Here is a 13,947-nt window from a genome sequence, read left to right as displayed (position 1 = left end):
TCTGTCCACCATGGGCGGATCAGGGGGTCGCGGCCCGAGCAACAGGGGTCGGGACTCTAGGGTTGTCGACAGGAACGGCGGGTCAGGCCGTAGGATTCGGGCTGGCCGGAAAGCAAGAGGAGAGGATCACCGTACTGGACGAGCACCTGCAGCAATGGAGTGCGATCCAGACCGTCAGGGCAGCAGGACTGGCGGTCGAGGAGGTGCGCAGGGCATATCTCGAGTGTTCGGGTGATTCCGACGAGCTCGGTGTCTACGGCTACCTCTGCGGACTGGTGATGCTCCCCCTGGAACGGCGCAACCTGCTCGCACACACCATCAACGGCCTGCTGGACAGCTCCGGGTCACTGGTCGACGGCGCGCACTACAGCGACGAGCGCGCGACACTCGACTCCGGGTACGACGACTACCTCCGGCGCCTGGTCCTGTCGCCTGACGGGTACGACTTCACGGCTCCCCCGGCAGGAGACCACAGCACCAGCACCCAGCAGGGTGCTTCCCATGACGAGGGGCGCGGGAAGACCTCCGCCCTGGAGGATGCCGAGTTCCGGCGGTGCCATGCCCTGCACGAGACAGGGCTGCTCGAGTCAGGGGCGGAAGAGCGGTTCGACCGCATCACACGAGACGCCCGGGAACACTTCGGTGTGAGCTCGTCATCCATAGCCCTGATCACGGCGGACGCGCAGGTCATCAAATCCGTCGTAGGCCCGATCGGCCAGGATCTGCCACGGGATCTCGCACTGTGCGCGCGGACCATCGAGCGGGACCGCACGCTCGTCATCCCCGATGCCGGCAGCGATCCGGCGTGGAGGGATCATCCCCTCGTCGCGGACGGACCCGAGGTGCGCTTCTACGCCGGACATCCCGTGTCGACCGCGGAGGGTTGGCGGATCGGGAGCCTCTGCATCATCGATGACCGCCCACGCCGTTTCACGGAGGAGGACGAGGTGCACCTGAGGCGCTTCGCCGCCCAGGTGCAACTCGAGCTGTGGGCCTGATCGATCGATCAAGCGATAAGGTAGCTTAGTTTTCTTTTGCCCGTGTTGTCGCTACTGTTTCAGTGACACCGGGGTCTAGCCACAGGCCATGGTTCTGACAAGCACAGGAATGGCAATGACAGAACTCATGCATACCGCCAACACCGATTCATCCATGACAGCCGCAACCGTCTCGCGCAGCAACGTCGTCTCATTCGCTCGGCCCGCCCACCAGACGCCCGCCGATTCCCGGACCGCCGGGCTCCAGTCGGACACGCACAGGGGCGAAGACCACCTGTCGACGGAGGATTTCACTACCGCGTCGACACGCCAGCTCCGCATCATGGCCAACCAGGCCTACCGGATGCTCGATACGGATTACCCGCCGCCCGGCGCCGTCGAGCGCTACCAGAGCGTCGTCGACGAACTCGGTCACCGAGCGCGCCAGGCGATGGAACGGGGCCCGGTTGCTCCACCACGCGAAACCTTCCGGGACAACCTGCTGTACCGCCGTTTCGAACTGTTCGTCGATGGCCGACTCGCCGCATACCTGAAGTACTCCATGAACGGTGGGCAGGTGAACCTCCTCGACGGCGTCGAACAGACGGGGTTCCGCGATCAGGGCTTCGATACGACCCTCATGCGCCACGTCATGCTCAATGTCCACAAGAGGCGACTGAACGTAGCGCCCCAGTGTCCCATGGCGTTCTCCTTCCTGGCCGACCACCCCGAGTTCCGGCTGCTGGCGACCCGCTCGAGGACCTAGCGACGGACGTCCTGCGGCCGTTCCAGGTTCTCCCGCCCGTATCAGCGAGGCGAGCCGCAGCCGCAGGGATGCCTGGGCGAGGATGAGCACTGCCGGTACGCGGGAACAACACCGCTCTGACCGCGCGACCTCTGGCGCGGCCCCTCCGACTCGTGTCGCGTGCAGTTCGGTGGGCATAAAGGGCACGGGGACGTGGTTGTCGGGGAGCACCACCATCCGCCCTTCATCTCCAGTTCGGACAGCACGCTCCTGGCGTACGTCGCGGGGATGACGACGGACATCACGCTCTCCACCTCGACGACGCGGATCACCTCGAACGATCCGGTGAAGATCGCCGAGGACTTCGCGACCCTGCAGCGCATCGCCGGTCCGAGGGTCGACATCATGCTCGGGCGGGGCAACACGGCCGAGGTGTAGGTGGGGCGATTTTCGTCAGGCCGACATCGCAGGCTGCCTTCAAGGGATTCTCTCCCTACTACTACTCGCACCCGGTCATGTCGAGCTGGCCGGCCCCGTCCTGTGACGCTTCCCCAAGGGGTTGCGCCATCGGATTCGAGTGGGGCGGCGCCCCCTACGGCGTAGGAGGATAGCGCCGCTGCACGTAGGATGACACTGGAGCGCCGCCAGACATACCTGCCAGAGACCGAGCCCTGCTGAGGACCACACGATGAGCAACCTCGAAGAACCACGTCCGATCACTGCTCCGGCCGCGGAGCCTTCGCTCCCTCCTCGTCAGGGCGCCGACGTCATGGAGCCGCGGGACGTCCCGCTGGGTGGACCCCGAGCGATAAGTGTCCGACGCACACTCCCCCAACGACACCGATCCCTGATCGGAGCCTGGTGCTTCCTGGACCACTACGGTCCGGCACGCGTGAGCGATACCGGAGGGATGAAGGTGCCGCCGCACCCTCACACCGGGCTGCAGACCGTCAGCTGGCTGTTCTCCGGTGAGATCGAGCACCGCGACAGCGCCGGGACGCATGCGGTGATCAGGCCGGGTCACCTCAACCTGATGACCGCCGGGTCGGGCGTGTCGCACTCCGAGGTCTCCACCCCGGACACGGACCTCCTGCACGGAGTGCAACTCTGGGTCGCGCTTCCCGAGCACAGGCGGACGATCGACAGGCGCTTCGACCACTTCGCGCCGGCCCCGGTCGAGGCTGAAGGGTATCGTCTGACCGTGTTCCTCGGGAGGGTCGGCGCGGTGTCGTCGCCGGTCCCAACCCACACTCCGCTCGTCGGGGCCGAAGTGCTCGTTCATCCGTCGGGTGCGGCAATGATCCCGCTCGACAGGGACTTCGAGCACGGCTTCCTCGTCGATACCGGCGCGGTATCGATCGACGACCAACCGGTCCCGCCTGACTCCCTTGCCTACCTCCCCGCGGGACGGGCATCGGTGACCCTGAGGAACACCTCGGACACCCCTGCCCGGCTGATCCTCATCGGGGGTACGCCCTTCGGGGAGGAAATCGTCATGTGGTGGAACTTCGTCGGCCGTTCCCACGAGGAGATCGTCGAGCACAGGGCGCGGTGGCAGGACGAGATATCGCCCGGCTCCGGCAGCCGGCACCCTTCGTTCGGTCTCCCCGATGATGATCCGCTCGAACCCCTGCCGGCCCCGGAGCTTCCGACCGTGCGCATCAGACCCCGTAGAAATCGATGAACAGGACGCTCCATGACTCCCGATGAAACGGTGCCGCAGGAAAGCGGCATCTCCACTATCGCCCTTCGGCACGCCCCCGAACTGCATCGGTACGAGCTGGTCGATGGTGACCGCATTGCCGGTTTCACCACCTACCGCGCGCGGCCGCGGCAGAACCAGAGGGTCTTCGTCCATACCGAAGTGCACGACGACTATGCAGGACAGGGACTGGCCCCGCTGCTCGCCCGCTTCGCCCTGGACGACGTCGTCGCCCACGGCCACCGCATCGTGGCGATCTGCCCCTTCATCGCGGCGTACCTCCGGCGCCACCCGGAATACCGGGACCACGTCGACGCGCCGGACGCCAGACCCGCGTCGGAGCCGGCCGGAACAGCACAGCCATGAGTGTCGACGGCGACCGCGCCCACAGCCACGTGTTCCTGGACAAGGAGGACCCAGCAGTCTTCCGGGCCCTCAATGCAGTGGCGCTCAAGGCCCGTGAAGCGGCGGTCGGCGCGGGGATCACCCCCGAGCTCATCGAGCTCGTCAATCTGAGGGTCTCGCAGCTCAATGGATGTGCCTTCTGCCTTCGACGCCACACCACCCTCGCGGTGGAACTCGGCGTGGACACCAACCGCCTGTCCGTCCTGGCCGCATGGCAGGACACCGATCTCTTCACGCCGAAGGAGCGTGCCGCCCTGCTCGTCGCGGAGACCGTCGCGGACCTGCCACCGGCCGGCACGCGGGACCACAATCTGGAAACCGCCCGCCAGGAGCTCACGGAGGGGGAGTTCTCCGCCATCGCATGGATCGCCATCACGATCGGCGCCTTCAACCGGGTCTCGATCATCAGCCGGCATCCGGTCCTCAAGGATCAGCACGACGGCGGAGCACGCCTCGCCGCCGAGCGTATTTCCTGATGCCCGCTAGGGCCTGATGCGCAGGACCCGCTTGCCGAAGCCGTGACGCGTGGCGACCTCCCTGTACGCGTCGGCGACGCGCTCGAGCGGATAGACAGCCCCGACCGGTATGTCGAGGGCTCCCGATGCCGCCAGTTCGGCGAGTTCTCCCCAGATGGCCGGGGAGTCAGCCTGCTCCTGGGCGTCGGAATGCACGCCGTACTGCTGCACTCCGGCGCCGTCGGCCGTGGTGTTGATGCGGTTGGGTGGAACGCCCAGGGCGATCGCCAGGGCTACGTTGCCCCTGCCGAAGGTATCGATGAATGCATCGACGCCGTGCGGTGCCATCCGCTCCAACTGCGCGCGGAGCCCCTGCCCGTACTGCACGGGGACGATGCCACGGTCCTCGAGCGCTGCCGCATTGGCACTGCTCGCCGTACCGATCACCGTGGCTCCGGACAGGCGGGCCAGTTGCGCGGCGATGATGCCGACTCCCCCGGCGGCACCGGACACCACGACGGTCTCGCCCGGTTGCGGCTTGACGGCGGCAACGGACGCCCACGCCGTCGCCCCTGCTCCGGCGACCGAGGCTGCCGCTTCCCACGAGAGCGTCGCGGGCTTGTGCGCGAGAACTCCGCTGCTGACGACGACATACTCGGCCTGGGCAGCCCGAGGTGAGAACCCGAGGACCTCGTCACCCACAGCGAAGGCGCTCCCTGTTCCGCCCACTTCCACGACGTGCCCGGAGAAGTCATTGCCCTGGCCCTCGGGGAAGTGCGCCGGCCAGATCTGGGCGAAGACTCCCTCGCGGATGCCGATCTCACCCGGATTGAGAGCTGCCGCCATCACCTGGACAAGAACCTCGCCGTCCGCGGGCACGGGCATCGGGACGTCGACGACCTGCAGCACGTCCGGTCCGCCGTAGGTCGAGAATCTGACTGCCTTGGGCATGAGCCGCCTCCTGGTGGGGCCGCTGAAAGGGTCTTCAGGCGGCGATGGATGATGATGCAGACCCTACCGCCTACAGCGTAGGTTGCCACGCCTACGCTGTATGTTACGAAGAAGAAGGTTCAGGAGGACTCCGTCACCCGGCGGTATCCGGTGCCGTCGGGGTAGCGCTCCACGTATCCGTGGTCCACGAGAGCCCGCCGAAGGGTGGGGATATCGCGTGTCACGGTCGCGAGCAGCCGGTTGATCTCCGCTTCGCTCAGTTCCTCGTCCGGCGGCAGGAGGCGTTCCGCAAGGTGCTCGAGGAGGTCGGCGCGGTCCTGCCCCGTCCGCGGCGGGCCATCGATCATGCCCTCGCGGAAGAAGCGGTCGACACCCTTCGGCGTTCCGGAAGAAGCGGCTGCGAGCACTTCCTTGAACAAGTGCTCGTCCACCGTGGCGTCCTGCCGGAGCAGCCCCGCATCGACGAGTCGCTGCAGTTCCTTCGGTGTCGCGTCGAGCGGCTCCCCGAGCACGGCCCGCGCGTAGAGCTGCCGGGCGCGCCCGCCGGCGAGGGTCGACAGGACCTTCTGCCAGGACGGCGTGGTCATGACTGCCCTTCCGGTGCATGCAATGCCACGAAGTCCGCAGGTCCGGCCAGGGTCATCCCTGCGAGGCGCTCGGACTCGGTGGGGCCGCCGTCGACCATGGGACGCAGCACCGGCCGGTGCACCGCGACTCCCGCCTCCTCGGCGATCAGCGCGCCGGCCGCGAGGTCGTGCTCGTTCAGCCCGCGCTCGGCGAAGGCGTCGAGCGTGCCGTCGGCCACCAGGCAGAGGTCGAGCGCCGCCGATCCCAGGCGCCGGAGATCGCCGAACCCGTCGAGGAGTGGGCCGATTTCACGCACCTGGCCCGCGCGTGCGGCCGGGTCGTAGGTGAAGCCTGTCGCCAGGAGGCGCCCCCTGTGCGAGGCCGGTCCGGTCAGCCGTCGCACTGCCCCTCGGTCGCTCAGCCACGAGCCGCCGCCGCGGCACGCCCAATACACGCGCTGCAGCGCCGGCGCGTGCACGACGCCGGCAAGCCAGGTGCCGTCCTCGGCAGCCACCGCGACCGAGGTGCCGTAGTAGACGATGTTCCGGATGAAGTTGGTGGTTCCGTCGAGCGGATCGATGGACCAGCGGACCCTGGACCCGTCCGGGGAGACGCCGGTCGGTACGGAGGTCCCGAGCTCCTCCCCGGTGATGACGTCATGGGGCCTCGAATCCTGGATGACGGTGCGCACCGCACGCTCCGCCGCGACGTCGAATGCGGTCACCCAGTCGCTGTCGGAGCTCTTGCTGGTGGCGGCGAGCGCCTGCGGGTCGCGGCGAGCCAGCACCTCTGCGCCGGCCGCCGCCGCCTGCCGGGCGAGGTGCAGGAGCGATTCGGGCGAGTCCGCCGGACCGTGTAGTCCACTCGCCGGAGTGCCGGTCATGTGGCGGGCCCGTCGTCGGATGCCTGCCCGTTCTGCAGCAGTGCGATGAAGCCGTCCTCGTCGAGGACGGGAATGCCGAGGGCTTCGGCCTTCTCGAGCTTCGTGCCCGCATTCTCCCCCGCCACCACGTAGCTCGTGTTCTTGGACACCGAGCCGGACGCCTTCCCACCGCGGGTGATGATGGCCTCCTTCGCCTCGTCGCGGTTGTACCGCTGGAGGGAACCGGTGACGACGATGGTCAGGCCCTCGAGGGTCCGGGGAGCGCTCTCGTCGACCTCGTCCTCCATCCGCACCCCGGCCGCCGCCCAACGGTCCACGATCTCGCGATGCCAGTCCTCCGCGAACCACTCCTTGAGCGCGGCCGCGATCGTCGGGCCGACGCCGTCGACGTTGGCGAGTTCCTCCTCGCTCGCGGTTCGGATGCGCTCCATGGAACCGAATGCGGTGGCCAGGGCGCGCGACGCCGTCGGGCCGACGTGCCGGATCGACAGCGCGACGAGCACACGCCAGAGCGGCTGCTTCTTCGCCTTCTCGAGCTCGGTGAAGAGCTTGCGCGTCGTCGCACTGGGTTCGGAGGGCTTCTTGGCGGTTCCCCTCGAGTAGAAATAGGGCACGAGTTCCCGACCCGTCACGACGCCCTTGACCTTCTTGTCCCGCTCGATCTTCACATCAGCGAGCTTCTCCGGCGTGAGGTCGAAGATCTCGGCCTCGGTGGTGATCGGCGGGATCACCGGCTCAGCCGGTTGCGTGAGCGCGATGGCCGCCTCGTAGCCGAGGGCCTCGATGTCGAAGGCTCCGCGTCCTGCAAGGTGGAACACGCGCTCGCGCAGCTGCGACGGGCAGGACCGGGCGTTCGGGCAGCGGATGTCGACGTCGCCCTCCTTCGCCGGCTGCAGGGGGGTTCCGCAGGACGGGCACTCGGTGGGCATGACGAACTCGCGCACCGGCGGATCCTGCTTGTCGCGCAGGGCCAGGACCGGCCCCACGATCTCCGGGATCACGTCACCGGCCTTCCGCAGCACCACGATGTCACCGATCATGACGCCCTTGGCCTTGACGACCTCCTGGTTGTGCAGCGTGGCCATGCCCACGGTCGAACCGGCGACCTTGACTGGCTCCATCAAGCCGAAGGGCGTGACGCGCCCCGTCCGTCCGACGTTCACCAGGATGTCCAGGAGCTTGGTGTTCACTTCCTCCGGCGGGTACTTGTAGGCCACCGACCAGCGCGGGACCCTCGACGTATGGCCGAGGGCGCGTTGCAGAGCGAAGCTGTCGACCTTGATGACGATCCCGTCGATCTCGTGCAGGAGATCGTGGCGGTGCTCGCCGAAGTGAGCGATGTAGTCGAGGATCTCGTCCTGCGTCTGCAGCACCTTGTAGTAGGGCGACGTCGGCAGGCCCCAGGCCTTGAGCAGGTCGTACGTCTCGGACTGCGTCTCGGCCGCGAGCCCCGTGCGGGCCCCGATGCCGTGCACGTACATGTCCAGCGGACGCTCCGCCGTCATGGCGGGGTCCTTCTGCCGCAGCGACCCTGCCGCGGCGTTCCGCGGGTTCGCGAAAGGTGCCTTACCCGCTGCGACCATCCGCTCGTTGAGTTGCCCGAACTCCTTCGTGGGGAAGAAGACCTCTCCGCGTACCTCCACCTCCTGCGGGTGGTCGCTGCCGGCGAGGTGCCGGGGGATCGACGCGATGGTGAGGACGTTGTGCGTGATGTCCTCACCGGTGACGCCATCTCCCCGTGTGGCGGCGCGGACCAGCTCACCCTTGCGGTACAGCAGGTTCACGGCGAGACCGTCGATCTTGAGCTCCGTCAGCCACGAGACCCTGGCGCCCGGGCTGCGCTGCTCGACTCCCGCGCTCGCCCGGTCCAGCCATGCCCTCAGTTCGTCGAGCGAGAAGACGTCCTCGAGGCTGTACATGCGGGCGAGGTGGTCGACGGGCGTGAAGGCGGCGGATACCTCGCCGCCCACCTCCTGCGTCGGCGAGTCGTTGGAGACGAGTTCCGGATGCAGCGCCTCCAACTCCTCGAGGCGCCGGAAGAGGACATCGAACTCGGCATCCGAGACGGTGGGAGCCGCATCCTGGTAATAGGCGATGCGATGCGCGCGGATCTCCTCGGCGAGCTGCGCGTACTCCTCCCTGAGCTGGTCACTGGGAGTGGCGTCTACCGTTGCGCTGTCAGGTTCTGGAGTCACTTTTCCATCTTGCCCTAACGCCCCGGAGCGGGCTACCGGCGCTCGGGGGCCTCCTGCCGGGCGCCCTCATCGCGTACGGTCGATGTGCTTCCCGCGAGTGGGCCGCTGGGTTCGATGCCACTCCGCTCCATCTCTCCATACGCCGACGGCCCGCAGCGGGGCTGCGGGCCGTCGTGGAATGCTGCCGGGCTCTAGGCCGACGCGGTTTCCTGGTCCTGCTTGTTCTTCTGGACCGTCTGGCTCACGGTGCCGAGTTCGGAGGCGATGGCGGTGAGCTTGGCACGGTGGCCCTCCCAGTCGCTACGGAAACGCTGGGCGTCGGGGCCCTCCCAGCCGGTGGAGCCGAGCTTCGTGGTCAGCTGGTTGACCATCTGGTTGATCTCTTCCGACTTCTGCGTCAGGAGCGTCGCGAGTTCCTGCATCTCCTGAGGGTTGTTACCGTGCGTGATAGTGCTCATTGTCCCCACCTTTCGACTGTGCCGGTCCGGGTTCCCGGCGCCGGCCGCCCGCCGGTCCGTCCGGCCGGGCAACTACTAGAAACCTATGCGAGCCCCTCCGGAGTGTCGATGGGGAGCTCTGCCCATAGGAGGCGTTTGTGCCACCGACGGACCTGGCCGAACGGTCGGGGCCTAGGACGATCCGCCCATCGTGGTGGCAACTTGAACCTTATACGCCTTGCCCCGCCCGATGACGTACCCGCGGCCCGGGGTGAACCTGTTGCCCGCTGTCCTGCCGACGGACGTGCTGAGCAGCGTGTCGCCGTCGATCTCGCCCGGATTGAGCAGCAGGCCGCGCCTGCCGGACTTGAAGGGACCGGCGAGGTTCCAGGCGCTGGACCACGTGGAGGTCTCCGCCTCCCCCACGACCCACTGGTTCGCCTTCACTGCCGCTTTCACCAGTGCTGCGAGCTCCATCTCGGCCGGTGAATCGGTGAACTCGGTGACGCCTTCGATGAAGAACGCGACGGCGTCGTCGGACTCCGCGGTCAGCGCGAGGAGGCGTGCCAGCTCGGGGTGCACCACGGCGGGAGTAGCGAAGGCCTCGTCCCAGACGGGCAGGGCAGCCACGGAGGACTTCCGGGCACCGAGGTACACCCGTCGGGTGTGCGGGGACGATCGCTTCAGCGCCGCTGCCAGGGTCACGAGTGCTACCGTCCGCCCGGCACCCGGGGGTCCGCTGACCATGAACGCACCGTGTGCCGACACCGCCGCCGGCTCGAGGTTGAAGTCGTCGATCCCGATGACCGGCTGTCCCTGCGGTCCCTCGGGCAGCACTTCCAGCTCGATCGACTCGGGCAGGCTGAGCACGCCCGGCGCCTGCGGAACGCCCTGACGCAGCATGGCGTCGCGCAGCTTCTCCACCTCCCGGGACTGCAGCGCGAGGTTGGCGTTGCCGCCGAACACCGCGAGCTGGATCTCCTGCCCGTCGCTCAGGCCCCGACCGGGGGGCGACGTGGACGACAGCACGTCCCTGGGCACGCCGAGGATGGCGTAGTCGTCCTTCCCCGCCAGCCGCAGGATGATGCGGCGCTGGATCGAGGCGGCCAGGGACGGCGGCAACGCATTGGTGCGCTCGCCGGTCACGACGACATGCACGCCCATGGGTCGGCCGTCGGTCGCGATCTGCTGGAACAGGTCGAAGTGGCGCACCGACCCCTTGAACTCGTAGTTCTCGCGGAAGGTCGACAGGCCGTCCACGAGGAGCAGGATGCGCGGCTCGTCCGGCCGGCCGGCGAGCTTCCTGTACTCCGTGATGCTGCCGGCGCGTACCTCTGCGAAACGGTCGGAGCGCTCGTCGATGATGCCGCGCAGGTAGCGCAGCAGCCGCCCGATCCGCTCGGAGTCCTCTCCGTCGAGGATGGCCCCCACATGCGGGAGCTGCTCAAGCATCTGGAGGCCGTTCGAGGCGCAGTCGATGCCGTAGACCTGCACGGGCCCGCCACGGACGGTGACTGCTGCGCCGATCGCGAGGGTCCTCAGCGCGGCTGACTTACCCGAGCCACCGGCGCCGATGAATGCCATGTTGCCGTCGGTGTCGGGTGAGTAGAACACGACGGGCTGGGCCTGGTTCGCCGGGTCATCGGCGACGCCCAGCAGCATCTTCTCGTCGGTGCGGGGGTTGGGCAGCTTCGAGAAGTCGTAGGTGACGGCGAGTTCGGCGAGCCACGGCTTGCGGGGCGGCGCGATGCCGAGCTCGATGGCGGCCTGGGACACGTTCGCGACGATCCGCGAGATATCGTTCGGCCCGCCGACCTCCTCGAGCTCCTCCGCTCCTGCGCGCTCCCACGCAGGGCCCGTCCCGAAGTCCATCTCCGCGATGTCGATGCGCGGACGCGCGGGGGTCCGCGTGGTCCAGCCGCCTGCATAGCCGGTCTGGAATCCCTGGATGCGTCCGGGACCGGTCTTCGCGGCACCGCGGCCGGGAATGGTGGGGCTGAAGTAGGCGGCCATCGGGTCACCGAGGATGTCCTCGGAATCGTCCGTGTCCGCCATCCGCAGGGCGATGCGCATGTTCGTGTTCGCGCGCAGGTTGTCCTTGATGACCCCCGCAGGCCGCTGCGTGGCGAGGATCAGGTGCAGGCCCAGCGACCGGCCGCGGGCGGCGATATCGACGACACCGTCCACGAACTCGGGGACCTCCCGCGCCAGGGCCGCGAACTCGTCGACGACGATGATGAGCGACGGCGGGGTGTCCGGGTCCGCCTCGCGCTCCATGGCGAGCAGATCCTTGGCCTTCTTGCGGTTGAACAGGTGCTCCCGGAAGTGGAGTTCCGCACGCAGCGAGGTCAGCGCCCGACGCACGAGGTGCGGCGAGAGGTCCGTGACGAGGCCTACCGTGTGCGGCAGCTGCACGCATTCCGCGAAGGCCGCCCCGCCCTTGTAGTCCACGAAGAGGAACGCCAGCCGGTCCGGGCTGTAGGCCGAGGCCATGCCGAGCACCCAGGACTGCAGGAACTCCGACTTCCCGGCGCCCGTGGTCCCGCCGACGAGCGCGTGCGGACCCTCGGACTTCAGGTCCAGGTACATCGGCTCCACACCCTTGGAACCGACGAGCGCGCGCAGCGACCCCTGGTGCCTGCGGTTGGGAACCGCCGAGGCCGCTACGGAGTTGTTCTCCCGCCAGCGGTCGGCGACGACGGCCGTCGCCTCCATGAGGTCGTGGCCCGCCAGCGTCACATAGGACACCGCGCGCGGCAGGTCCGAGTCGTCGTCGACAGGGGTGCCGACGTCGATCACGGGTGCGAGCATGCGCGCGAGTTGTCCCGCGAGTGCTTCATCGACGCTCTCGCAGCTGACCGGGGTGGTCAGCCGCCCCAGGCGGACCTGGCCGGAGACGTTGGCGCTCTCGCCGTCGACGGCCAGGAAGTCGCGGCACGCGGCCGGGAGGGCCGGCACGGACGTGGCGATCCACAGGAGGTGGACGCCGACGTCGGCCCCCGCCTCGGCGACGCGGGTCAACCGGGCGCGGTCCACCGGGGCGTCGTCCTCGACGACCACGAGCACGCTCGGAACGACCGGCGCGGGCACATCGGTGCCGCTCTTCCCGAGGGGTCCGCGCAGCACCGGACCCGACCCCTTACCCGAACGCGCGGCAATCAGGTCCTCGAGCTGGGACAGCAGCACCGCGCCGGCTGCCGGGCCGGCGGCCAGGTGGTCCGCGGACAGCGGACTGTGGACCGAACCGGCGTGCGGCGCCCACTGGAGCCAGCCCCAACGGACCTTCGACTCGACGGAGGTGAATGCCGTCAGCGCGAGCTCCGCCGGCGAATGCAGGCCGATGGCCTGGATCACGAGGCCGCGGGCGACGTCGTCGACCACGCCGCGTGCACCGGCGAGGCCAAGCGCCCCGGAGAGCCTGAGGTTCGCGACGATCGGGACGTCGTCGAGGGTCGTGTACTGCTCGACGACGGCGGCGATCTCCTCGGCGTACTCGGCCAGCGTGTCGTTGCCGGCCGGTTCGCGGATCTCGACGCGTGAGGGCGCGGTGCCGGTCCCGAAGCGGAGCGTCAGGAAGGACGCGTGCTCGGGACGGTGGGTCCACAGGAGCGGGCCGAGCTTGTAGATCGAGTCGACGGTCTCGGCGACCGAGGGCGCCTCCGCGTGCCGCACGGCACGTTCTACGCGGTGGAGCCTCTCCATGTCCTTCCGGAAGAGCTCCATGGCGCCCGTGTACTGCTCCACCGCCTCTCGGAACGCGCGCCGCGCCGTGCTGCGCTGGTCGAGGTAGCTGGCAACCAGGATGAGCGGCATCATCAGCGCGAACAGCGCGCTGAACGGACTCCGTGTGACGGCGAACATGACCATTCCCATGAGCAATGGCGCCGCCATCATGATGTACGGGAAGCGCTGCGGATGGGGTCGCTTCGGGCCGGCCGGCGGGGTCCTCGGCGTGACCTCGAAGGACGGCACGACGCGCGGCGACCGGTTGAACTCCACGAGTGGGTTGGTGGTCTCGCCTGCCCCAGCTCGGCCGAGGGAGACGACGCTGATCGTGGTGTCGCCGAGCGTCACCTCGTCGGCGGACGTCAGTGTGGCGCGGTTGATCCTCGTGCCGCCCATCAACAGGCCATTGGCCGAATGGGTGTCGATGATCTCGATCGCGTCCGAGATGTTGATGCGCGCATGGCGTTTGGACATCATCGGGTCGGAGAAGCGGATATCGGCGTTGCGGTCGCGGCCGAGGTAGCTCGCGCCGACGGGCAGGGAGAACTCCTTCCCGGCGTCCGGCCCGGCGAGCACGCGCAGCGTCGCGACGGAGGGCCCGCGGTCCTGGCCGGGAACGTCGAACTGGTCGCTGACCTGGGTGATGGTCACGGTGGAGCCCGGTCGCAGGCCGGACTCGAACAGGCTGCGGTCCGGATCCAGCGTCCGTCCACGCATTCCGCCCGCGACGTAGGACTCGTCGACCGTCAGTGACAGGCCGGCAGGCAGGGCGGCACCGGCGCGGCCGGGATCGGTGGCGTAGAGCTCCCGAGCCAGGTCCCTGACGGTCGCGAGGCCGTCCACGGTGACGGCGAGGTCCTTGGCCGGTTCCGGCTCGCGTCGGAGGGTCAGGCGAAGCTTCATG

The 13,947-nt window shown here is 68.5% G+C and carries 11 protein-coding genes and 1 pseudogene; 6 read left to right on the top strand and 6 right to left on the bottom strand.

Going from position 1 to position 13,947, the window contains the following annotated elements; translation table 11 throughout:
• Nucleotides 1-62: 62 nt before the first annotated feature.
• The 6 genes and pseudogenes from FDK12_RS10285 to FDK12_RS10260 all read left to right on the top strand — a co-directional run bounded on the left by FDK12_RS10285 (nt 63) and on the right by FDK12_RS10260 (nt 4,305).
• On the top strand, nt 63-998 hold the full coding sequence (locus FDK12_RS10285) for a GAF domain-containing protein (RefSeq protein ID WP_189636329.1): 936 nt from the start codon (nt 63-65) through the stop codon (nt 996-998).
• A 115-nt stretch (nt 999-1,113) separates the two neighbouring features.
• Nucleotides 1,114-1,743 (top strand): GNAT family N-acetyltransferase, encoded by a 630-nt coding sequence (locus FDK12_RS10280; protein WP_189636328.1) that lies wholly within the window; start codon nt 1,114-1,116, stop codon nt 1,741-1,743.
• A 198-nt stretch (nt 1,744-1,941) separates the two neighbouring features.
• A pseudogene (locus FDK12_RS10275) lies at nt 1,942-2,157 on the top strand (LLM class flavin-dependent oxidoreductase); the annotation flags it as partial.
• 253 nt (nt 2,158-2,410) lie between these two features.
• Nucleotides 2,411-3,406 (top strand): pirin family protein, encoded by a 996-nt coding sequence (locus FDK12_RS10270; RefSeq protein ID WP_137369493.1) that lies wholly within the window; start codon nt 2,411-2,413, stop codon nt 3,404-3,406.
• A gap of 12 nt (nt 3,407-3,418) precedes the next feature.
• Nucleotides 3,419-3,790, top strand: a complete 372-nt coding sequence (locus tag FDK12_RS10265) for a GNAT family N-acetyltransferase (RefSeq protein WP_137369492.1) — start codon at nt 3,419-3,421, stop codon at nt 3,788-3,790.
• Nucleotides 3,787-4,305, top strand: a complete 519-nt coding sequence (locus FDK12_RS10260) for a carboxymuconolactone decarboxylase family protein (protein WP_137369491.1) — start codon at nt 3,787-3,789, stop codon at nt 4,303-4,305. Before FDK12_RS10265 ends, FDK12_RS10260 begins: the two co-directional genes overlap by 4 nt.
• Before the next feature lie 6 nt (nt 4,306-4,311).
• On the opposite strand, the gene FDK12_RS10255 is transcribed toward FDK12_RS10260, so the two are convergent.
• From FDK12_RS10255 to FDK12_RS10230, 6 genes are all read right to left on the bottom strand, one after another.
• Nucleotides 4,312-5,235, bottom strand: a complete 924-nt coding sequence (locus FDK12_RS10255) for an NADP-dependent oxidoreductase (RefSeq protein WP_137369490.1) — start codon at nt 5,233-5,235, stop codon at nt 4,312-4,314.
• Nucleotides 5,236-5,354: 119 nt separating this feature from the next.
• Complete coding sequence (locus tag FDK12_RS10250; RefSeq protein WP_137369489.1) at nt 5,355-5,822, bottom strand: DUF2087 domain-containing protein; 468 nt, start codon at nt 5,820-5,822, stop codon at nt 5,355-5,357.
• Nucleotides 5,819-6,685, bottom strand: a complete 867-nt coding sequence (locus tag FDK12_RS10245; protein WP_137369488.1) for an inositol monophosphatase family protein — start codon at nt 6,683-6,685, stop codon at nt 5,819-5,821. Before FDK12_RS10245 ends, FDK12_RS10250 begins: the two co-directional genes overlap by 4 nt.
• Nucleotides 6,682-8,880, bottom strand: coding sequence for an NAD-dependent DNA ligase LigA (gene ligA / locus FDK12_RS10240; RefSeq protein WP_137369487.1), 2,199 nt, complete (start codon nt 8,878-8,880; stop codon nt 6,682-6,684). The genes FDK12_RS10245 and ligA overlap by 4 nt, the downstream gene beginning before the upstream one ends.
• Nucleotides 8,881-9,071: 191 nt before the next feature.
• Nucleotides 9,072-9,338 carry a WXG100 family type VII secretion target gene (locus tag FDK12_RS10235; RefSeq protein WP_137369486.1) on the bottom strand — a complete coding sequence of 89 codons (267 nt, stop codon included), beginning with the start codon at nt 9,336-9,338 and terminating at the stop codon, nt 9,072-9,074.
• Between the two features lie 171 nt (nt 9,339-9,509).
• Nucleotides 9,510-13,946 carry an FtsK/SpoIIIE domain-containing protein gene (locus FDK12_RS10230; protein WP_137369485.1) on the bottom strand — a complete coding sequence of 1,479 codons (4,437 nt, stop codon included), beginning with the start codon at nt 13,944-13,946 and terminating at the stop codon, nt 9,510-9,512.
• Nucleotide 13,947: the final 1 nt, after the last annotated feature.

Origin of the sequence: Arthrobacter sp. NamB2 (genome assembly GCF_005281365.1) — a bacterium.
In the GTDB taxonomy this organism is placed as follows: domain Bacteria; phylum Actinomycetota; class Actinomycetes; order Actinomycetales; family Micrococcaceae; genus Arthrobacter_D.
This window is presented reverse-complemented; position numbering and strand designations above follow the sequence as displayed.